At 66.3% G+C, this 20,435-nt stretch carries 22 protein-coding genes; 12 read left to right on the forward strand and 10 right to left on the reverse strand.

Features of this window, described 5'->3' with window-relative positions:
* Nucleotides 1-43 precede the first annotated feature (43 nt).
* The gene (locus tag ACNQQL_RS05130; RefSeq protein WP_347063427.1) at nucleotides 44-517 is read left to right on the forward strand and encodes a nuclear transport factor 2 family protein; all 474 of its coding nucleotides are present in this window, start codon (nucleotides 44-46) and stop codon (nucleotides 515-517) included.
* A 55-nt stretch (nucleotides 518-572) separates the two neighbouring features.
* On the opposite strand, the gene ACNQQL_RS05135 is transcribed toward ACNQQL_RS05130, so the two are convergent.
* Both ACNQQL_RS05135 and ACNQQL_RS05140 read right to left on the reverse strand, forming a co-directional pair.
* The gene (locus ACNQQL_RS05135) at nucleotides 573-1,433 is read right to left on the reverse strand and encodes a LysR family transcriptional regulator (RefSeq protein WP_347063428.1); all 861 of its coding nucleotides are present in this window, start codon (nucleotides 1,431-1,433) and stop codon (nucleotides 573-575) included.
* A gap of 228 nt (nucleotides 1,434-1,661) precedes the next feature.
* A complete protein-coding gene (locus tag ACNQQL_RS05140) occupies nucleotides 1,662-2,141 on the reverse strand; it encodes a helix-turn-helix domain-containing protein (RefSeq protein WP_072440281.1) in 480 nt (159 codons plus the stop codon).
* A gap of 481 nt (nucleotides 2,142-2,622) precedes the next feature.
* Between ACNQQL_RS05140 and ACNQQL_RS05145 the strand changes: the two genes are divergently transcribed.
* Both ACNQQL_RS05145 and ACNQQL_RS05150 read left to right on the forward strand, forming a co-directional pair.
* The gene (locus tag ACNQQL_RS05145; RefSeq protein WP_347063429.1) at nucleotides 2,623-3,408 is read left to right on the forward strand and encodes an ABC transporter substrate-binding protein; all 786 of its coding nucleotides are present in this window, start codon (nucleotides 2,623-2,625) and stop codon (nucleotides 3,406-3,408) included.
* A gap of 45 nt (nucleotides 3,409-3,453) precedes the next feature.
* Entirely contained in the window at nucleotides 3,454-4,302 is an 849-nt protein-coding gene (locus tag ACNQQL_RS05150) for a phytanoyl-CoA dioxygenase family protein (RefSeq protein ID WP_347063430.1), read from the forward strand.
* 84 nt (nucleotides 4,303-4,386) lie between these two features.
* On the opposite strand, the gene hutC is transcribed toward ACNQQL_RS05150, so the two are convergent.
* Both hutC and ACNQQL_RS05160 read right to left on the reverse strand, forming a co-directional pair.
* The gene (gene hutC / locus ACNQQL_RS05155; protein WP_347063431.1) at nucleotides 4,387-5,124 is read right to left on the reverse strand and encodes a histidine utilization repressor; all 738 of its coding nucleotides are present in this window, start codon (nucleotides 5,122-5,124) and stop codon (nucleotides 4,387-4,389) included.
* Between the two features lie 223 nt (nucleotides 5,125-5,347).
* A complete protein-coding gene (locus ACNQQL_RS05160) occupies nucleotides 5,348-6,103 on the reverse strand; it encodes an SDR family oxidoreductase (RefSeq protein WP_347063432.1) in 756 nt (251 codons plus the stop codon).
* 433 nt (nucleotides 6,104-6,536) lie between these two features.
* On the opposite strand from ACNQQL_RS05160, the gene ACNQQL_RS05165 reads away from it, so the two are divergent.
* A complete protein-coding gene (locus tag ACNQQL_RS05165) occupies nucleotides 6,537-7,244 on the forward strand; it encodes a YceH family protein (protein WP_347063433.1) in 708 nt (235 codons plus the stop codon).
* A 95-nt stretch (nucleotides 7,245-7,339) separates the two neighbouring features.
* On the opposite strand, the gene ACNQQL_RS05170 is transcribed toward ACNQQL_RS05165, so the two are convergent.
* The 3 genes from ACNQQL_RS05170 to ACNQQL_RS05180 are packed head-to-tail and all read right to left on the reverse strand — an operon-like array spanning nucleotide 7,340 to nucleotide 9,613.
* Nucleotides 7,340-8,605, reverse strand: a complete 1,266-nt coding sequence (locus tag ACNQQL_RS05170; protein WP_347063434.1) for a hypothetical protein — start codon at nucleotides 8,603-8,605, stop codon at nucleotides 7,340-7,342.
* The gene (locus ACNQQL_RS05175) at nucleotides 8,605-9,042 is read right to left on the reverse strand and encodes a hypothetical protein (protein WP_347063435.1); all 438 of its coding nucleotides are present in this window, start codon (nucleotides 9,040-9,042) and stop codon (nucleotides 8,605-8,607) included. Before ACNQQL_RS05175 ends, ACNQQL_RS05170 begins: the two co-directional genes overlap by 1 nt.
* 16 nt (nucleotides 9,043-9,058) lie before the next feature.
* Complete coding sequence (locus tag ACNQQL_RS05180) at nucleotides 9,059-9,613, reverse strand: hypothetical protein (RefSeq protein ID WP_347063525.1); 555 nt, start codon at nucleotides 9,611-9,613, stop codon at nucleotides 9,059-9,061.
* A gap of 404 nt (nucleotides 9,614-10,017) precedes the next feature.
* On the opposite strand from ACNQQL_RS05180, the gene ACNQQL_RS05185 reads away from it, so the two are divergent.
* The 3 genes from ACNQQL_RS05185 (at nucleotide 10,018) to ACNQQL_RS05195 (ending at nucleotide 13,237) form a co-directional block, all read left to right on the forward strand.
* Nucleotides 10,018-11,334: a lipase family protein gene (locus ACNQQL_RS05185; RefSeq protein ID WP_347063436.1), complete on the forward strand. Its 1,317-nt coding sequence runs from the start codon at nucleotides 10,018-10,020 to the stop codon at nucleotides 11,332-11,334.
* A 190-nt stretch (nucleotides 11,335-11,524) separates the two neighbouring features.
* Entirely contained in the window at nucleotides 11,525-12,655 is a 1,131-nt protein-coding gene (locus ACNQQL_RS05190) for a 3-deoxy-7-phosphoheptulonate synthase (RefSeq protein ID WP_347063437.1), read from the forward strand.
* A gap of 153 nt (nucleotides 12,656-12,808) precedes the next feature.
* Entirely contained in the window at nucleotides 12,809-13,237 is a 429-nt protein-coding gene (locus tag ACNQQL_RS05195) for a PRC-barrel domain-containing protein (protein ID WP_072440007.1), read from the forward strand.
* A gap of 217 nt (nucleotides 13,238-13,454) precedes the next feature.
* On the opposite strand, the gene dapF is transcribed toward ACNQQL_RS05195, so the two are convergent.
* Nucleotides 13,455-14,285: a diaminopimelate epimerase gene (dapF, locus tag ACNQQL_RS05200; protein ID WP_347063526.1), complete on the reverse strand. Its 831-nt coding sequence runs from the start codon at nucleotides 14,283-14,285 to the stop codon at nucleotides 13,455-13,457.
* A 257-nt stretch (nucleotides 14,286-14,542) separates the two neighbouring features.
* Here dapF and ACNQQL_RS05205 point away from each other — a divergent pair, with 257 nt between their 5' ends.
* The 3 genes from ACNQQL_RS05205 to trhA all read left to right on the forward strand — a co-directional run bounded on the left by ACNQQL_RS05205 (nucleotide 14,543) and on the right by trhA (nucleotide 17,656).
* Nucleotides 14,543-16,621, forward strand: a complete 2,079-nt coding sequence (locus tag ACNQQL_RS05205; protein ID WP_072440015.1) for a carbon starvation CstA family protein — start codon at nucleotides 14,543-14,545, stop codon at nucleotides 16,619-16,621.
* 12 nt (nucleotides 16,622-16,633) lie between these two features.
* Entirely contained in the window at nucleotides 16,634-16,840 is a 207-nt protein-coding gene (locus tag ACNQQL_RS05210) for a YbdD/YjiX family protein (protein ID WP_006480280.1), read from the forward strand.
* A 195-nt stretch (nucleotides 16,841-17,035) separates the two neighbouring features.
* Nucleotides 17,036-17,656, forward strand: a complete 621-nt coding sequence (trhA, locus tag ACNQQL_RS05215) for a PAQR family membrane homeostasis protein TrhA (protein ID WP_047902192.1) — start codon at nucleotides 17,036-17,038, stop codon at nucleotides 17,654-17,656.
* A 103-nt stretch (nucleotides 17,657-17,759) separates the two neighbouring features.
* On the opposite strand, the gene ACNQQL_RS05220 is transcribed toward trhA, so the two are convergent.
* The gene (locus ACNQQL_RS05220) at nucleotides 17,760-18,191 is read right to left on the reverse strand and encodes a nuclear transport factor 2 family protein (RefSeq protein WP_347063438.1); all 432 of its coding nucleotides are present in this window, start codon (nucleotides 18,189-18,191) and stop codon (nucleotides 17,760-17,762) included.
* 119 nt (nucleotides 18,192-18,310) lie between these two features.
* Entirely contained in the window at nucleotides 18,311-18,664 is a 354-nt protein-coding gene (locus ACNQQL_RS05225; RefSeq protein WP_347063439.1) for a DOPA 4,5-dioxygenase family protein, read from the reverse strand.
* A gap of 490 nt (nucleotides 18,665-19,154) precedes the next feature.
* Between ACNQQL_RS05225 and ACNQQL_RS05230 the strand changes: the two genes are divergently transcribed.
* Together ACNQQL_RS05230 and ACNQQL_RS05235 are read left to right on the forward strand one after the other, a co-directional pair.
* Nucleotides 19,155-19,532 carry a hypothetical protein gene (locus tag ACNQQL_RS05230; protein ID WP_347063440.1) on the forward strand — a complete coding sequence of 126 codons (378 nt, stop codon included), beginning with the start codon at nucleotides 19,155-19,157 and terminating at the stop codon, nucleotides 19,530-19,532.
* A 223-nt stretch (nucleotides 19,533-19,755) separates the two neighbouring features.
* Complete coding sequence (locus ACNQQL_RS05235; RefSeq protein WP_347063441.1) at nucleotides 19,756-20,244, forward strand: hypothetical protein; 489 nt, start codon at nucleotides 19,756-19,758, stop codon at nucleotides 20,242-20,244.
* Nucleotides 20,245-20,435 lie beyond the last annotated feature (191 nt).

A 20,435-nucleotide genomic window follows, 5' to 3' on the forward strand; every position in this document is an offset into this window, starting at 1 on the left:
CCGGTATGATCCGGTTTTCAGCCGGATTTCCCGGGAGACGACGATGCAACGCACGACAGCGGCACGGGCCGCACGATGGATGGCGGCGGTCCTGTTCGCCGTGACTGTCGCGCATGCGGTGGCGGCCGGCCCGAACGACGCGCAGCAGGAAGCCAATCGACGGACGGTGCTCGCGTTCTACGAAAAAGGCTTGAACGAGAAAGACGCGGACGCCGCGCTTGCGTATGTCGGCGAGCGCTACGTGCAGCACAACCCGAACGCGGCCGACGGCCGCGACGGCTTCCGCAAGTTCGTCGCGTTTCTGCGCGACAAGTATCCGCAATCGCACAGCGAGATCAAACGCTCGTTCGTCGACGGCGACTACGTGATCCTGCACGTGCACGCGGTGCGCGAACCCGGCACGCGCGGCAGCGCGATCATGGACATCTTCCGGCTCGAGAACGGCAAGATCGTCGAGCACTGGGACGTCAACCAGCCGGTGCCCGAACAGGCCGCGAACGGGAACACGATGTTCTGAGTTGTCCGGAGCGTGCAGCCCCCTTCCTCGTTCCTGAACGAACCTCGCCGCGCGACTATTCCTCGTGCTCCAGCATCGCCGCGAGCGTCTTCGTCAGCACGCTGACCATCGGGTCGGCCGTCGGCCGATGCAGGATGGCGATGTCCATGTGCTCGATCGGCGCGAAACCCTGCTTCGCGGTCAGCACGGTGTGCTCGTCGGTCACCACGCGCGCCGGCAGCACGCTGATGCCGAGCCCGTCCGCGACGGCGGCCTGGATGCCGCTCAGGCTCGACGTCGTGAAGCTGATCCGCCAGCGGCGGCCGCGCTCCTCGATCGCCTTGATCATGTCGTCGCGATAGAGCCCGCGCGGCGGAAACACGACGATCGGCACCGGGTCGAGATCGATCGACGGATGCTTCGCGCTGTCGATCCAGCGCAGCTTCTCGGGCCAGCGCACGACGGCCTCGCGGCTGTCGCGCCGCTGCTTGATCAGCACGAGGTCGAGTTCGCCGCGGTCGTATGCCGCGCTGATATTGCGGCTCAGCCCGCAGGTCACTTCGAGCTTGACCTGCGGATGCGCGCGATTGAACGCGGCGAGCGCATGGGTCGTGCGGCCCGCCGCGAAATCGTCGGGCACGCCGAGCCGGATCGTCAGTGCGACCGTCGCACCCGACAGCGCTTCCAGCATCTCGTCGTTCAGCGCGAGCATGCGCCGCGCATAGCTGAGCACCGTCACGCCCGCGTCGGTCGGCCGCACGTCGCGCGTGCCGCGGTCGAGCAGGCGGTGCCCGGCGATTTCCTCGAGCCGGCGCACCTTCTGGCTGACCGTCGACTGCGTCGAGTGCAGGCGCGCGGAGGCGGTCGTGAAGCTGCCGCAGTCGGCGACCATCACGAGCGCGCGCAGCAGGTCGAGGTCGAACAGAGGTCTATTCATTTATGCACTTTTTCGGATTCGAACATTTCATTTCCTAATGCGCGCGACGATTTTTAACATGGCCGGGCGCCGCGGGCAATCGCGGTTTCGCCGGGCACGCGGACGTCAATCTCGTGGATTCGAACGGCAAGACGCCGTTGCAGCATGCGCGGCGGCGCGGGTATGGGGAGATCGGGCGGGTGCTGGCGGGGGGCGGTAGGTTTCAGCCGGGACGGGAAGGTGCTGCGGTCAAACCCATACCTCCCGATACAGGTGAAGATCCTTCGACCAAGCTGCGAGGTTTTTCCAGATGGTCCGGAGCGGGGTGCCCGAGCGTTCGGCGGCTTCCTCTGCCGCCTTCACCACGACAGGCAGCGGCACCTCGTCGAGGATGACGGAGAACTGCGATTCGTATCCTTCCGGAATGTGTCCTGTGGTCAACGCGTCGGCCAGCAAGCGCTCGGTCAATTCGCCCTTGTAGCTGACGTTCGCGCTCACAACGGCTTTGTAGAGGCCGTTGTGAGCCTGTCGTGGCAGCGCCAGGAGTTCGATGCCGAGCACGCTGAGCAACGGGATCAGCTTGTTGATGCCGAGATCCTTGACCTTGCCGGCTTCGAGCTGGTTGACGGTGAACCGAGACAGCCCGGCGAGCTTGGCAAGCTGGGCCTGTGTGAGGTCGAGTTCCGCCCTTCGTTTTGCAACGGCCTGACCGATTTCATAGAGTTGCATGTCGACCTCCCGGCGCACGTTCAGCGCCCTCAAATGTAAAATATATCTTACATGCTCGGATGAGCTATTGCCTCCGAGCAATTTCTGATGCGGTATAGGTCGCATTACCAATGCCGCCGAAGCCGCATCGGACGAGGCTCCGCATCGATCGCCTGTATAGACATCGTCACACCGCAGATATCCGGAAAAACGCGCTCTGTGGCAGGCGTGCGTCGCGCAGGGTAAACACAAAAAAACCGCGGAAATCCCGCCAAAAAGCCGTATTTCAAGCGCCATCCCTTCCTTTTCGCCCCCGCCCGGCCTCACCCCGCCTCGTCCCCGCGTGTTCCCGCTTGCGCTCGAAAATTGAGCAGTCTAGACTGCATCGCAGCTTCAACGAAGTCCCGTCTTTCGCGCACCGCACCGCGTCGGCCTCCCGGCGCGGTGCCATCCACCGGACGCCGGCGCTCGCCCGCCGCGTCGAGACCTTCAAGGACACGCCATGAACCGCACTGCAAAGCTCCTCGTTACCGCGCTGGCGTTCGCGCCGCTCGTGTCGTTCGCGCAGGACACGTCGACGATCCGCTGGGGCATCGATCCCACGTATCCGCCGTACGAGGCGAAGCAGCCCGACGGCTCGCTCGCCGGCTTCGACATCGACCTGCGCAATGCGATCTGCGAGGAACTGCGCGCGAAGTGCGTGTGGGTCGAGCAGGGCTTCGACGGGATGATTCCGGCGCTGCGCGCGCGCAAGTTCGACGTGATCATGTCCGCGATGACGGCCACCGACGAGCGGCTCAAGCAGATCGACTTCTCGAACAAGCTGTATGCGTCGCCGGGCGCGCTCGTCGCGCCGGTCGGCTCGAAACTGCTGCCGACCGCGGCGTCGCTCGCGGGCAAGCGCATCGGGATCGACCAGGGCACGACGCAGGAGGCGTACGCGAAGGCCGAATGGGCGACCAAGGGCGTGACGATCGTCTCGTACCAGAACCAGGACCAGGTGTACCAGGATCTCGTCAACGGCCGCCTTGACGCGACCTTCCAGGACAAGACGCAGGCCGGCTACTCGTTCCTGAAGACGCCGCGCGGCAAAGGCTACGCGTTCGCGGGCCCCGACGTGACCGACGCGCGGATCACCGGCTACGGCGTCGCGATGGGGCTGCGAAAGGGCGATGCCGACATGAAGAAGCGGCTGAACGGCGCGATCGCCGCGATCCGCGCGAACGGCACGTACCAGAAGATCGCCGCGAAATACTTCGACTTCGACATCTACGGCGCGAAGCCGTGAGCGCCGCACCGTGACCCCGTGATTCATTCAATCGACAGGCAAACCATGACGAGTATCCAGGACCGCGTCGCGCAAGCCGTGACGCCCGAACTGATCGCCGCGTTCCGCGAGGAAGGCGCGGTCTGCATCAAGGGCATCTTTTCGCCCGACGAAGTGGCCGCGCTCCGGGCCGGCATCGACGCGAATCTCGCGCAGCCGAGCGAGCGCGCGAAAGTCGCGAGCCGGCTCGACGATCCGGGCTGGTTCTTCGAGGATTTCTGCAACTGGCAGCACAACGACGCATACCGCGACTTCATCGTGCGCTCGCCGGCGCCGTCGGTGGCTGCCGCGCTGATGGGCACGGAGCACGTGCGGCTGCATCATGACCACCTGCTCGTGAAGGAACCCGGCACGCGGCAGCGCACGCCGTGGCACCAGGACCAGCCGTACTACAACATCGAAGGCGACGACAACGTCAGCATGTGGATTCCGGTCGATCCGGTGCCGCTCGAATCGACGCTGGAATTCGTCGCGGGCTCGCATCGCGGGCCGTGGCTGATGCCGCGCACGTTCATGGACAAGGAGGCGAAGTGGTTTCCGGAAGGCAGCCTCGCGGACTTGCCCGACATCGAAGCCGATCGCGCGGCGTTCCCGATCCGCCACTGGGCGCTCGAGCCAGGCGACATGGTGTGCTTCCGGATGCTCACGCTGCATGCGTCGGGCGGTACGCAGAACCGCCGGCGCGCGTTCTCGATCCGCTTCGTCGGCGACGACATCCGTCACGCGCCGCGCCGCTGGAAAACGTCGCCCGATTTCCCCGGGCTCGCGGCGCAACTGCCCGACGGCGCGCCGCTCGAACACCCGCTGTTTCCGGTCGTGTGGTCGCGCGGCGCGGGGCAGGTCGGCGCGATCTGACCGGCGCATGTAACGAGCGCGGCGGCCGTTTCCTGACGAAACGGCCGCCGCGCGTTTTTGTGCGTGTCTGCGTGTGACGAAGGTTCAGGTCGGGTGGCGCCCGGCGCCCGGCTTGAAGCGCGAGCCGAGCCGGTAGCGGTTGCCCGGGTGCAGGAAGTGCACGAACGTGACGGGCAGCCCGTCCGTCCAGGTGCGGCGCGTGAGCGTGAGGCACGGCTCGTCGGCGCGCATGTCGAGCAGTCGTGCTTGTTCGCCGGTCGGCAACGATGCGTCGACGACGTGCTCGATTTCCAGTTCGGAGTGCGACACGTTGTTGTACAGGTACTCGGACGGCGGCTCGGTCTGGAAATCCTGGTCGATGAAACCGGGCGCGGCGGCCGGGTTCACGTAGCGATCCTCGAGCTGGATCGGGCGGCCGTTTTCCTCGTGCACGCACACCACATGAAAGACCGGCGTGTTGACCGGCAGGCCGAACGCGGCCGCGACGTCGAACGACGCGGGCTCGCTCGACCGGCTCAGCACGCGGCAGCGGTATTCGTGCCCGCGCGCGCGGATTTCGTCGCGGATATGCGCAATCATCAACAGGTTCGACTGCGGCTTCGCCTCGGCGACGAAGGTGCCGACGCCCGCGATGCGCTTCAGCACGCCTTCCTCGGTCAGTTCGCGCAGCGCGCGGTTGACCGTCATGCGCGCGACGCCGAACTGCGCGGCGAGATCGAGCTCGGACGGAATGCGGTCCCCGGGGCGCCAGTCCCCCGATTCGACGTTCTGGCGAACGAGCGTCTTGATCTGCTGGAACGGTGCGGTGGTCCGGGTGACCATCGGGGGATCCTTGAGGGTGAAATACGGGAGCGATTCTATCGCCTTTCCGCAGGCGTGCTATGGACTTGGCCATGCGCAAATCGGGCACTCGCAAACCGAGCTCGCCCAAGCCGGCGTGCGCAATTCGAGCGCTGTCCGGGCATGCCGTCAGCAACGCTGGTCCGCATCCGGGATGCGGCGTCGCGTGCGGCATGCGTGGCCGGCCGGATCGCGGTGACGCGGATCACAAATCCCGCACGTCGGCCGTCGGCGTGGAGCCGAACGCATCGCTCAACGCATAGCCGATCAGTTGACGTGCGGCCGCCTCGGGCGTCGCGAGCGCGCCGCTCGACTTCAACTGGTCGAACTTCTCGCGCATCGGGAAGTTGTCTTCGCTGGTCGAGCGGATCGTCGCCTGCATGCCCGTATCGACGACACCCGGCGCGACGCTGCAGATCCGCAGCGCTCGGTTCGCATCGAGTGCGACCGCGCGAGCATGGTGATCGAGTGCGGCCTTGGTCGCGCAGTAGATGCTCCAGCCCGCGTACGCATTGCGCGCCGCGCCGCTCGACAGGTGCAGGATCCGGCATTCGGTCGTGGCGGATGCCGCCTGCGCGAGCGCGGCCGACAGCATCAGCGGCGCCGCGACGTTCAGGCCGACCGCGCGCGCGACGATCGCCGGGTCCTGCGCGGCGAGCGGGCCGATCGGATCGACGATCCCCGCGTTGTTGAACAGCAGCACGATCGACGCGCCGTCGACGAAGCTGCGCAGCGTGTCGCCGGCCAGCCAGGTCGCGACGGCCGACGTGTCCGACAGGTCGAGTTCGACTTCGGCGAAGCGGTCGCCGGCTTGCGACGCGAGCGATGGATGGCGGCTGCGCGACACGCCGAGCACGGCGATGCCTTCCTGCAGCAGTTGTTCGGCGAGCGATGCGCCGAGACCGCGCGTGTGTCCGGTGACGATGGCGCGCACGTGCGGCGAGGTTGAGGATGCAGTCATGGTGGCGAACGGGTGATTGGGTGAAAAGGTGAACGGTGTCGACGAGCGGCGCGCATGCGCGGCGGCAGTGCGTGTTGGGCCGGTGATGCGTGGTATTGATGTGCAGAGGCGGTTGCGCGCGGCGCCGCGGATGGTCGCGTGAGCGCATATCGTAGCGCCGGCATGCGGGTCGCGCAAACGCGGGCATGATCCCGCCTGCATGTGCCGCATGCTGCGGCTTGTGGAGCGCGAATTCGCAAGTGCCGCGCGCATGCGAATTCGCGCGGCATCGCGAGGCCGATACGTTGGACGAAAGCGACTGCGGCAAGTGCGCGCGCCGGCACGGCGAGCAGCGCTGGGCCATGCGCCGCGAGCTATCATATGGCTCGCCCGTTTGCGATACCGGACGGGCCGCGACCGTTTCCCCTCACCTGCTGCACGCTGCGAAGCCACCATGAACACCACGCCGGATACGCCCACGCCACGCGCCCTTCGCGAACTCACGCCTCTCGAGGCCCGCATTCTCGGTGTGCTGGTCGAGAAACAGCACACGGTGCCGGACACCTACCCGCTGTCGCTGAATGCGCTGACCGCGGGCTGCAACCAGAAAACCGCGCGCTCGCCGGTGATGAACGTCAGCGAGGACGAAGTCACGACCGCGCTCGACGGGCTGAAGCACCTGAGCCTCGTGATGGAAGGCAGCAGCAGCCGCGTGCCGCGTTTCGAGCACAACATGAACCGCGTGCTCGGCATCCCGAGCCAGGCGATCGCGCTGCTGACCATTCTGCTGCTGCGAGGCCCGCAGACGGCCGCCGAGCTGCGCTTGAACAGCGCGCGCCTGCACGGCTTTGCGGATATCTCGTCGGTCGAGGCGTTTCTCGACGAACTCGCGGCGCGCGCGCAGGCGCTCGTCGTCCGGCTGCCGCGTGCGCCGGGCGCGCGCGAGAACCGCTGGATGCACCTGATGTGCGGCGAGGTGAACGTGGCCGACTTCGCGAGTGCGGATGCCGGTGGTGCGGATTCCGTGCCGCCTTCCGAATTCGAGGCGCTGAAGGCCGAGCAGAAGCGCCTCGCGGATGAAGTGGCGCGACTGAATGCGCTGGTTCAGCGGATGGCCAGCGAACTCGGCATCGACGTCGACGCGCCGGGCGACGCGTCCTGACGCCATGACTGCGGTGCGTGCGCATCGCTCGGCGTCGTTACTGCGCGGCCGGGTCGATACGCGATGCGGATGCGGATACCGCACGCACCGCCGCGTTACTTCAGCTTGACGCCCGGTACGAGATAACGCGCACCGCCAGACCTCAGGATCGGTGCGAGCGCCGCAAACGGCGCGTCGAGCTGCGGCCCGAGACACGCGCCCTCCGCGTGGTTGATACCGGACACGGCGAACGACAGTTTGCCGGGCGCATCGAGTTCGAACGCAAGATACTGGGGAAACACGTCGGCGCACGACAGCGAATTGCCTTCGCCGTCTGTCGGCCGTTCGCCCGGCTCGGCCTTGTCACGCCGCTGCGCGATGAAGCGCGTCAGTGCGGCGCTCGTTTCCATGTTGCCGTCCTTGCCCGACGAAGCTGCATCGATCGCGCGATTCCAGTCGAGATACGCGCCGCGCAGCAGGTCGAACGTGACCGGATCGTAGTGATTGTTCGGGTACGCGCCGCCGCAGAACGTGCTGCCCGATTCCACGATGCCCAATGCCGCACGCGACAGCCATGTGACTGTCACGTGCTCGTCGTCGTAGCCGCCGAGCGTCCCGGCTGCCGGCCCGTCGTCGGTATAGCGCGTCGATGCGCATTCGAGCGCGGCGAGATTCATCTGCCAGTGCCGCTGTTCCAGCAAATGATTGACCCGCGCCATCACGGCTGGATCGGGATGGCGGCTCAGCCGCGGATACGCGAGCACCGTGCGCGGGTCGCTCCACATCCGGTACGCGACCGTGCCGTCGCCGATCTCGGTGCCAACCGGCCGCGCGTGCCCTGCGAGCTTCAGCGTGGCATAAGGCGCGTGCTTCATGTCGATGTCCGCGCCGCGCGCGATGCCGCTGCCGACGCCGCCTGCGGAGAGATCGGTGATGGCTTCGACGGCGCCGGGCGCTATCGCGTCGGGATCGTATTCGGCGACGCGGCGCAACGTGAAGGTGCGTGTCTTGCCGGAGCGCGCATCGGTCCAGCGGCCGCGATAGCCGTCCTGGTCCCGCGTGCCGCGCCAGGTTGCCGCGACATGCTCGAAATCGGCATGCTCGCGGAATGCCGACGAGTCGCGCGCGTCGTCCGGCAACTGCGTGCGCACGAGCGGTTCGACCAATTGCGCGGGCGTGCCGTGCAGCGGGATATCGACGCCGAACTGCGCATAGAAATAGCGGCCGGAGAGATTGCCGTCCGCGGCCGGGAAGTTGTCGAGTTCCATCACGACGGCGCCGGCGCCTTGCAGCGTTCCCTCGTAGACCGTGCGCGGCGCGGCATCCGACCCACCCGCGCGCAGCGCGATCAGCACCCACGCGATCCGGATCAGCGGGCGCATCACCAGTGGCACCCGGCTTGTGCGGATGCGTCGACATCCAGCACCCTGCCGAACGCGGTTTTCTTGCCGGTGCGCGCATTGGTGTAGGTCATCGAATAGATGTTGGCGCCCTGGGACATCATTTCGTATCTCCCGTTGATCTTGCCGTCGACCATTTCGACCCAGGTCGTCGTGAACTGGTGCGGACGGTCCTCGGCGAGCACTTCGTCCTCTTCGTGTTCGATCACCAGCGGGAGGGCCGTTTTCGATTTCGCGTACCGGACCATGCCGCCCGTCCAATTGACCGCATCGTCGTAGTAGGTGCGCATCTCGAAGCGCACGGGTTTGTCGCCATCCGATGTGAAGCAGAACACTTCGGTGGAAACCTTGGCGAGCGCCGGCAACGAAATACAGAGCAGTACCGCGGCAAGCGCTTTTTTCATGATGGTGGTGTGCAAGAGATAAAGCGGCCTTTCAACCGACACTGATCCGCGTAGCCCCCGCATCGACGAGCCGGAACAGCAGATCCTCGACGGCCGTCTCGGGCGCGGAACCGAGATCCGCATCGACGCGCCACCCCTGTTCCGTGCGAACCGGTTCCGACAGGTAGTGAACGATGCCATGCAGCCCGTCTTCGGCCGGTGTGTTCTCGTCGTCCACATCGAACCACGCGAAGAACCATGTCTTGAACGCGTCGACCGCCGCGCTTTCGTCGAGACCGTCGGCCTCGATCGCGGCCCAGTCCCACACGAACGGGCGGATCGATACGGCCGCCGTTTCGAGATCGAACGCGAACGGTTCGAAATCCAGTTGCGAGGTCGAATCGACCATCGACGGCTGGCCGGCCGCGTCGCCTTCGGCCGGGATCGTGTCGGCCCGGCACGGCAGCGCGAGCGGCCCTTCGGTGGCCAGCGCGCCGTCGGCCTGCCGGTAGGCCGGTTCGACGATCACCGCCGGTTGCGCTGCCGCTTTCGCGAGCAGGTCGATATAGGGTTGGCGGATGGCACGGAGCAGTTCGGATACGGTCATCATGGCGTGTCGGTTGGGCAGGAAACGATCGGTCACAGGCAGGCGGTGCGCCGCGCGGCCCGCATCGCACGACGGGCCGCTTCGGTAACGGACAGCCGTGATCGTACGGCACTTCGTCCGGGTGCGGACAGTCGGCCGAACGGCTGGGGCGCCCGCATCGCATTGCGGCGGATTTAGACGTTTACCTTCAAACAACGGAAAACGCACATCGAACGCGTTCTCGTTGTGCTTCAATTCATCCGGTTTGTAGTCCTACTAAAATTACAGATTCCGAACAAACCGGATCATTCATTTAAAGGAGACAGTCGATGGCACGGAAACGGTTGTGAATCGGCAATCGCGATGGTCTGCAACACCGCCGAACTTCCTTCGATGAAAGCAGGTTATCCAAGGGGCCTCCACCCATGTCCTCCAGACGTTTGATGATTGCCGCGGCCGCCGTGTCCGCTGCACTGGCCTTCGCCGCACCGCCGGCCAGCGCCGGTGCGCCGACCGTGTCCGATCCGTTCTATACGTACGCCGGCACCACGCCATTGGCATCGATTCCACCGGGCACGGTGCTGAAGACGCGCAACGTCACCTATCACGTGGCCGGCATTCCGACCGCGCTGACCGCGCAGCAGCTGCTGTATCGCACCAGCAACGCGCGGAACCAGCCGGTCGTCAACGTGACGTCCGTGATCCGGAGTCAGGTCAGCAACGGCCAGGCCATCTCGTACCAGTCGGCCTACGATTCGCTGAACCCGTACGATGAACCGTCGCAGGTGATCGCCGGCGACCGCGACGTCAGCAAGGTCATCAACGTGGGCACGTTGTTCTACAGCGCGGAATCGGTTCCGCTGTCGACACTGCTGCTGCTGGGCTACAACATCATCGTGCCCGATACGGAAGGCCAGACGGCGGACTTTGCCGCCGGCCCCGAATACGGGATGACGACGCTCGATTCGATCCGCGCGGCGCTCAACACGCCGTCGACCGGCCTGAATCCGTCGAGCAAGGTCGCGATGATCGGCTATTCCGGCGGTGCGATCGCGACGAACTGGGCCGCGCAACTCGCGCCGAGCTATGCGCCCGACATCAACCGGCAACTCGTCGGCGCGGCGGAAGGCGGCGTGCTGGTCGACCCCGCGCACAATCTGCGCTATGTGGACGGCAGCATCGTCTGGGGCGGCGTCGCCGCGGCCGCGCTCGCCGGGCTGTCGCGCGGCTACGGCTTCGACCTGACGCCCTATCTCAGCGACACCGGCGTTGCCGTGTTCAAGGACATCCAGAGCCAGTCGCTCGGATACATCCTGCCGAAGTACACGGGCCTGCATTGGGCGACGCTGTTCAAGCCGCAATACGCGAACGACATCAACAGCATTCCGGTGTATGTGACGTACGCGAACAAGGTGAATGCGGGGCTGGCCGCGTCGCCGACCATTCCAATGTTTATCGGCCAGGGCACGGCGGGCGCGCTCGACGGCACGTTCGGCAGCCAGGTGGGCGACGGCGTGATGCTTGCGTACGACGTGCGCGCGCTGGCGCAGAAGTTCTGCGCGAGCGGCACGCCGGTCACGTACACCGAGTATCCGCTCGAACATGTGGGCGCGATCGTGCCCTGGGTGGCCGGCATGCTGCCGTGGCTCTACGACCGCTTCAACGGGAAAGCCGCGCCGAGCAATTGCTGGCTGACGGCGCTGCTACCGAGCAATTCGCTGGCGCCCGAGACGCCGCACTAGACGCGCCGGGTGACGCGGTGAAGGGCAGGGCGATCCGCTGCGGATCGCCCTTTTTTGTCCCGCGTTTGGCCGTCTGTCGCATTTACCTGACCGCAGTCACCCGCATTCCCCCGCCGCGACCGGCTGCCGCCTCTCCCGGGTGCCATAATCGAGCCTGCACATCATTCCAGACGTCCCCCGGAGAATCACCATGCAGAACCTCGACAATCCTTCCCATGATCGCGAGGTAGGCAGCGCCGACGCGACGCAGGACACCACGCGCATCGACGATGTCCGCATCGGCGCCGTGCGCCCGCTGATTTCGCCGGCGCTGCTGCTCGACGAATTGCCGGTGCCGGCCGCCACGCAGACGCTCGTCGAGGATACGCGCCGCGCGATCGGCGGCATCCTGCACGGCCGCGACGACCGGCTGCTGCTCGTCGTCGGCCCGTGCTCGATCCACGATCACGACCAGGCGCTCGACTACGCGCGCCGCCTGAAAGTTGCGGCCGATGCGCTGAAGGACGACCTGCTGATCACGATGCGCGTCTACTTCGAGAAGCCGCGCACGACGGTCGGCTGGAAGGGCTACATCAACGATCCGCGCCTGGACGGCAGCTTCCGCATCAACGAAGGGCTGCGCGCCGCGCGGCAACTGCTGCTCGACGTCAACGCGCTCGGCCTGCCGGCCGCGACCGAATTCCTCGACCTGCTGAGCCCGCAGTACATCGCCGACCTGATCGCGTGGGGCGCGATCGGCGCGCGCACGACCGAGAGCCAGAGCCACCGCCAGCTCGCGTCGGGGCTGAGCTGCCCGATCGGCTTCAAGAACGGCACCGACGGCGGCGTGCAGGTCGCGTCGGACGCGATCGTCGCCGCGGCCGCGAGCCATGCGTTCATGGGGATGACGAAGATGGGGATGGCCGCGATCTTCGAGACGCGCGGCAACGACGATGCGCATGTGATCCTGCGCGGCGGCAAGAGCGGCCCGAACTACGACGCCGCGCATGTCGAGGCGTGCTGCGCGGTGCTGCGCAAGGCCGGGCTGCGCGAGCAGGTGATGGTCGACTGCTCGCATGCGAACTCGAACAAGTCGCACGAGCGGCAGATCGACGTCGCGCAGGATCTCGCGCGGCAACTGTCGCAGGGCGAGCACCGGATCGTCGGCGTGATGGTCGAGAGCCATCTCGAGGCCGGGCGGCAGGATCTGAAGCCGGGTGTGCCGTTGCAGTACGGCGTGTCGATTACCGATGCGTGCCTGAGCTGGACGCAGACGGAGCCGGTGCTCGATGTGCTGGCGGAGGCGGTGCGGCATCGCAGGGTGTATTCGCGGAATGCGTGACAGGGGCGGCGCCGATATGCGTGCTGCGTCATCACGTCCGATGCAGCATCTCGCGAGTGGCGCTAACATGGCGCCGGTGCGATGTGTCGCGCGCACGGAGGCGGCGAGGCCGGCCGCCGATATCGACAACAATTCACCGGAGTGCATAAAAACATGGCGTTCTACAAAACCCTCATCGCAGCAACCGTCCTCGCATCGAGCGTCAGCGCACACGCGCAGATCGCCGGCGCGCAGCCGCTCAGCGTGACCGTCGAGCAATCGCAGGCACTGCTCGAAGGCTGGAGCGTGAAGAAGAGCGTACTCGGCAAGACCGTTTACAACGACGCGAACCAGAAGGTCGGCACCGTGCGCGACCTGATCGTCGCGCCGGACGGTTCGGTGTCGGCGGCGATCGTGTCGGCCGGCGGCTTCCTCGGCGTGGCCGCGCACGACGTCGCGGTGCCGATCGCGTCGCTCGACGTGCGCAACGGCAACATCTACCTGCCGGGCGCAACGAAGGATGCGCTGAAGGCGACGCCGGCGTTCCAGTACGCGAAGGTGCCGTCGCCGCCGAAGCCGAAGAAGCTCGACGACAAGCACTGATCGATGCGGCCCGGCGCACGCTGCGCCGGGCCCGGCCGACCGCGGGCCGTGAATGGCTCCGCGCGTCGGCGCGATCGTCGGAGGCCGGGCGCCACATCATGGCGGCGAACGGATCGCGTCGACGATCGATGACGATGCGGCTGCGTTGCCGCCGTGCATCCGGCGCGAATCGGTATCGTGATTCGCACCACGCCGCGAATATCGCCAATGCCGGTGCTCAGCTTGCCGGCATCTTCCCGTCCACCCACACCCCGTCGAAACCGAACGCGATCGGCCCGCTCAGGAACACGCTGCCGGTGCCGTCCCATTGAACGGCGACGTCGCCGCCGTCGCATTCCACCCGCACCGTGTGGTCGAGCAGCCCGCGCCGGATGCCGTTGACCGCCGCGCCGCACGAACACGAGCCCGAACCAAGCGGCACGCCGCCGCCGCGCTCCCAGATGCGCAGGCGGATATGCGAGCGGCTGACGACCTGAACGAAGTGCACGTTGGTCTTCAGCGGAAACAGCGGATGCGTTTCGATTGCCGGGCCGAGCGTTTCGACATCGACCGTACCGAGATCGTCGACGAAGAACGTGCAGTGCGGATTGCCCATGCTGCACGCGGCCGGTGCGCCGGGCAGCGGAAGGGCGAGCGTGTCGACGGCTTCGGCGACGGGCACGTCCTGCCAGCCGATGCGCGGTGTGCCCATCTCCACCGTGATCAGCCCGTGCGCATCGTGCGAACAGAGCAGGCGCCCGCGGTTGGTGCGCAGCACGACCGACGCCGCGCCGGTTTCCCGCATCACCTTCCACGCAACGCCGCGCGTCGCGCTGCCGCAGGTATCGAGCATCGAGCCGTCGGGATTCCAGAATGCGACGCGGGCGGCTGCGTCGTCGCAGTCCGACATCACCGTGAGCTGGTTGAAGCCGATGCCGCGATGCCGGTCGCCCATGCGCCGGACGAGGTCGCGGTCGATCGCGTGTGCTTGAGCCTGATCCTGGCCGCGCAGGTCGACGACGACGAAGTCGTCGCCATTCGCGTTCATCTTCTGAAATCGGATCGGCATGGCGGTTCCGGAATCGAGGCACGCGAACACTGTACGTGGCTTGCCGGGCGCGATCAATCGCGGACGGTGCGTACGTCTACGTAATTTTACGTAGCCCCGCATACGTAGTTATCCGCTTGTAAGCCGCCCCTGTCGCACGGAATACTACGGCCCATTGCCGCGGCCTTTGCAAGACTGCGGCACGACGCATTGACGTCACGCGTGTGCGGCCACTTCGCCGCATGCCATCAAAACCACATTGGAGACCAGGAGACGCCATGAATCGGGCTTCCAGTACCCTGCTCTGGATCGCGGTCGCGCTGCTCGGCGCGTTCTCGTTCGGAACGATCGCACTCGCGCACGGCGAGCGCGTGAGTGCCCTCTGGATCGTGATCGCCGCTGTCTGCGTGTATCTGATCGCGTATCGCTTCTACAGCCGTTTCATCGCCAGCAAGGTCATGCAGCTCGACGGGCTGCGGATGACGCCGGCGGTCAAGTACAACGACGGCCTCGACTACGTGCCGACCAACAAGTACGTGCTGTTCGGCCATCACTTCGCCGCGATCGCCGGCGCGGGGCCGCTCGTCGGGCCCGTGCTCGCCGCGCAGATGGGCTACACGCCCGGCATGCTGTGGATCCTGGCCGGCGTCGTGTTCGCCGGCGCGGTGCAGGACTTCATCGTGCTGTTCATCTCGACGCGCCGCGACGGCCGCTCGCTCGGCGATCTCGTCAAGATGGAGCTCGGCACGGTGCCCGGCGTGATCGCGCTGTTCGGCGCGTTCCTGATCATGGTGATCATCCTCGCGGTGCTCGCGCTGATCGTCGTGAAGGCGCTGACCAATTCGCCGTGGGGCACGTTCACCGTCGCCGCGACGATTCCGATCGCGCTGTTCATGGGCGTCTATACGCGCTACATCCGTCCGGGCCGCATCGGCGAAGTGTCGATCATCGGCTTCGTGCTGCTGATGGCGTCGATCGCGTTCGGCCAGACCGTGCACGATTCGCCCGCGCTCGCTGCGTGGTTCACGTTCAGCGGCACGCAGCTCACGTGGATCCTGATCGGCTATGGCTTCGTCGCATCGGTGCTGCCGGTGTGGCTGCTGCTCGCGCCGCGCGACTACCTGTCGACGTTCCTGAAGATCGGCACGATCCTGGGCCTCGCGATCGGCATCCTGGTCGTCGCGCCGGAACTGAAGATGCCCGCGCTGACGAAGTTCGTCGACGGCACGGGCCCGGTGTGGTCGGGCAACCTGTTCCCGTTCCTGTTCATCACGATCGCGTGCGGCGCGGTGTCGGGCTTCCACGCGCTGATTTCTTCGGGCACGACGCCGAAGCTGATCGACAACGAAACCAACGCGCGCTTCATCGGTTACGGCGCGATGCTGATGGAATCGTTCGTCGCGATCATGGCGCTGGTCGCCGCGTGCGTGATCGAGCCGGGCATCTACTTCGCGATGAACGCGCCGGCCGCTGTGCTCGGCTCGACGCCGGAAGCCGTCGCGAACACCGTCACGCAGTGGGGCTTCGTGCTGACGCCCGACATGCTCACGCAGACCGCGAAGGCCGTCGGCGAAACGACGATCATCGCGCGCGCGGGCGGTGCGCCGACGCTGGCTGTCGGCATGGCGCACATCCTGCACCAGGTGATCGGCGGCGAAGCGATGATGGCGTTCTGGTATCACTTCGCGATCCTGTTCGAGGCGCTGTTCATCCTGACGGCCGTCGACGCCGGCACGCGCGCGGGCCGCTTCATGCTGCAGGATCTGCTCGGCACGTTCCACCCGGCGCTCAAGCGCACCGAGTCGCTGCCCGCGAACCTGGTCGCCACCGGGCTGTGCGTGGCCGCGTGGGGCTACTTCCTGTACCAGGGCGTGGTCGATCCGCTCGGCGGCATCAACACGCTGTGGCCGCTGTTCGGCATCTCGAACCAGATGCTCGCCGCGATCGCGCTGGTGCTCGGCACCGTCGTGCTGTTCAAGATGAAGCGCGAGCGCTATGCATGGGTGACGATCGTGCCGACGGCATGGCTGCTGATCTGCACGCTGACGGCCGGTTGGCAGAAGATTTTCGACGCGAACCCGAAGGTCAGCTTCCTCGCGCACGCCGCGAAGCTGCAGGCCGCGGTGGACGAAGGCAAGGTGCTCGCGCCGGCCAAGTCGATCGCGCAGATGAAGCGGATCATCTTCAACGACTACATCGATGCGGCGCTGGCCGGGCTGTTCATCTTCGTCGTCATCTGCATCGCGGTGTACGGCGTGATCGCCGTGCTGCGCGCGCGCCGCGAGTCGAAGCCGACCGTGCGCGAGACGCCGTACGAAGCGATGCCGGCCGCGCAGGCGCTCGGCAGCGGACGTTAAGGGGAGGCCGCGATGTTCAGCGATCTCGGCAGCGACCTGCGCAGCGCGGGGCGTTACCTCGGGCAGGCGTTGCGGCTGATGGTCGGCCTGCCCGACTACGACACCTACGTCGCGCACATGCGCGAAACCCATCCGGACCGCGAGCCGATGACGTACGAGGAATTTTTCCGCGAGCGTCAGAATGCGCGGTACGGGTCGGGAGCAGGGAAGTGCTGCTGAACCGGGCCGGTGAAACGGTTCGGTGATTTACAAGGAAGCGCCGCGATGGATTTCGCGGCGCTTTTTCTTTGGCGGGGCAGACGGCACGCCTGTCGCGGGTATCGCTGCGTCGTTTGCCGGCGCGCAGCACGGCAACGTCCGGTGGCCGGTATCATAGAACTCATTTTTCCCGGTGGACTCGCAGGAGAACACGTCGTGCATGTCGGTGAGCGTTTCAACAGCATTTCCCATCTCGTCGGCGCGGTGCTGTCGGTGGCGGGCCTCGTGGCGCTCGTGACGATGGGCGCGCTCGAAGGCGACCCGTACAAGGTGGTGAGCTTCAGCGTGTACGGCGCGATGCTGATCCTGCTCTACGCGATCTCGACGCTGTACCACAGCGTACGCAACCCGCGCCTGAAAGCGATCCTGCAGAAATGCGACCATTCGGCGATCTACCTGCTGATTGCTGGCAGCTACACGCCGTTTACGCTGGTCACGTTGCGCGGTCCGTGGGGCTGGTCGCTGTTCGGTGTGAGCTGGGGGCTCGCCGTGCTGGGCATCGTGCAGGAACTGACGCTCGGGCGGCGCACGCGCATGCTGTCGATGATCCTGTACGTGCTGATGGGCTGGCTCGCGCTCGTCGCGGTCCGCCCGCTGATCCATGCGCTGCCGCCGGTGGGCACCGCGTGGCTCGTGGCCGGCGGCGTGATCTACAGCGCCGGGATTTACTTCTTCATCAACGACGAACGCATCCGTCACGGGCACGGTATCTGGCACCTTTTCGTGCTGGCCGGCAGCCTTTGCCAGTTCGTCAGTGTCGCGATGTATGTCGCGTAAGCGCAATGCGGCGTCGAGCCGGTGACGACGCGCCACGGGCGCGTCCGGGGAATGCGCTGTCGGCGCGCGGCGGTCATGGCCGCGGCCCGCTCGCCGGCGGCCGTCAGGCGCGGTCGGGCGCCGGCGTCGCGGCTTGCAGCGCGAGAAAGCCGACCCATCCCCAGTACACGCGATGATGCGCGATCAGCCCGTCGCGCAGATCCATCACCTCGACGAGATCGACCTGGTCGCCTTCCGGCGTTTCGCGCGGATATTCCCATGTGAGCTGGCGGCCGTTCGAGAAGAACAGCCCGGTCCGGTACCAGCGCCCTAGCCGGTTGCCCGGATTGCGCAGGCCGGCCGCGAAGAATTCGCCGATCGCGGCCTTGCCGTGCAGCACGCCGGAGCCGTGCGCGGGCAGCGTGACGACGACGAGCGGCGTTTCGAGCACCGCGTCGTCCGCGTACAGCGACATCAGTGCATCGAGATCGCGAGCGACGACGGCGGCGTGCCAGCCTGCATGGATGCGCCGGGCATCGGCGTCGGTGTGTGTCATGGCGGGTTCCCTGAAGTGTCGATAACGGAACCCACTGTATGAGCGCGACGCCGCGAGACGTTTCACGTCGGCCCGAAACGTGGATGCGGCCCTGGTTGAAGGCGGCCGCGCGTCAGACCTTATCCGGCCAGCGCGTCGAGATTCAGCACATAGGATTTGCCGATCCACACCGCGCAATCGCGATGGTCGCGCAGGTCGTCGCCGGTATTCGGATGCAGGAAGATATCGAGCGTGCCGTGGTTCAGCACGAGCCACGGCACGATGTCGTGGAATCGTGCGGCGTCGAATGCGATCTGGTACGACCAGGCCGGATGCGGGCCGACGAGGCGTTCGTGAAACCGGCCGAGTTCGATGACCGCGCCGAACCGTTCGTCGACGACCTGGCGAAACGCCCAGGCCGCGTCGCGGCTGGCCGCATCGAAATAGACGTGCGCGTGCCAACTGTCGATGGCGGTGGTGTCGAGGGCAGCCATGGAAGGATTCGATAAAAAAGGGGAATGCATGAAGCGCCGTGCGAAACGGCCGATGCGTGATTATCGCGCGTCCTTGCCGTATGCGTCGTGTCACGGTCCGGCAATCCGAAGCGGATGATTTGTCCTGTATCAGAAGAACCGTTTGATCCGACGAAACCGGGCTGGTGGTATCCGCATGCGCGATATCACGCCGGTAGCCTTGTCGGCACTTGCGCTAGCCGCAATCGCACAGGCAACACGTCATTTCGGAAATTGAAAAAGCGGTGCGAGCGTGCTTTGAGGCAACCGGAAAAATGCAATCAGGCAGTTGAATGAAATAAAGAAATTCCGTTTCGGCGGGATGGGGGAATGACGCAGATCGCATGCCGAATGCAAGGCTGAAAATATCAATTGCGAAATCGGCTATTCAAGCGGAATGCGGCGCGACATACGATGGTTTCAACGCATCGACGATCGCGATCGATGCGGGGACAACCATCTGGAGGCCACCATGCGATCCCTCGTTCCCGTTGCTGTTCTTTCCTGCGCACTCGTTGCGCTGCCCGCCGTCAGCTTTGCGCAGTCGGCCGGCTCCGACTGGCAGTCGAATGCCGCGCGGCTGAGCTGGTCGGCGGCGCGCGCCGAAACCGACGCGCAACTGATGCAGATGACTCGTGCCGGCTATCGCGCGACGACGGCCGGCAACCAGAACTATCCGCTCGCGATGCCGCGTGCGCTCGAACGTGTCCGCAATCCGGTGCCCGACCGGTCGCGCGAAGAGCGGGCCGCGATGGAAGCGCGCGCCGCGCGCGACGTGCAGGGCGGCCATCCGGTCAAGGCGTTCTTCGTGAAGACCGCGTACTACCTGAAAGGCGAGAACACGTTCTGATGCGGCAGACGAGCATGGCTTGCCAGCTTCGATCCGCCCACGTCGCGCGCGCGTCGGCACCGCGCCGGTTGCCGGATGTGCGAGCGACGCCGCGACGCAACGACGGGCACGTCGCGCGGCGCCGCGCGAAGGACAACCGCACTGCGGGGCGCGGCACGACCGCGTGTCGTGCCGCGTGGTCGGATTTCGCGTCGAGCGATGCTGCCGAGGGCGAGCGCGAATCATGAAGGCCACCCGGAAAAACCGTCGCCGCGTGCCGCTGACCCGCGAATGGCTGCTGCCGCTGCCGCCCGCGCATGCACGCGACATCTCGCTGAAATGCCACATGGCGCTCGTCGCGCTGCGCGGCGAGCATGGCAACGAGGCGCTGCTGATGCGGTTGCGCACGAGCGTCTATCTGGTGTTCCTGGCGATCGACGATGCGGTGTGCGGGGGCGCGGACATCGACCTGTGCGTCGACGCGGAGCGTGCGCTCGATGCGGGCGTGGCGCGCGCGGCGCAAAGCGGCGCATGGGCGCTGCGCGACGACGAATGCGCAGTGCTCGAGCGCGTGCTTGCGGCGCACGACACCTGCGTCGCGACGCTCACGCGGCATCGGCTCGCCGAGCTGTGGCGTCATGTCTGCGTGTTCGCGACGAGCGGCCAGCCGGCGCTCGTCGCGAGCGCGGCGGAGAAGATGCGTATGAACGCGGCCGCATCGCTGGTTGCGTAGTGCCGCGCGCCAGTTTTGCAGGGAGGATGGAGGAGACAGGGCCGGCCGCACCGGCGCGGCCGATGCAATCGCGCGACGTCGGCGATTGCGCGGTCGCCGCGACAACGTGGTGCGGGCGCAATCCAGCGGCCCAAAACAAAAGCGCCACGGAGCGAACTCCGTGGCGCTTCATTCATGCCCGCCGGCGCGGA

It is taken from the genome of Burkholderia sp. LFS061, assembly GCF_047978125.1.
Classification (GTDB): Bacteria; Pseudomonadota; Gammaproteobacteria; order Burkholderiales; family Burkholderiaceae; genus Burkholderia; species Burkholderia pyrrocinia_C.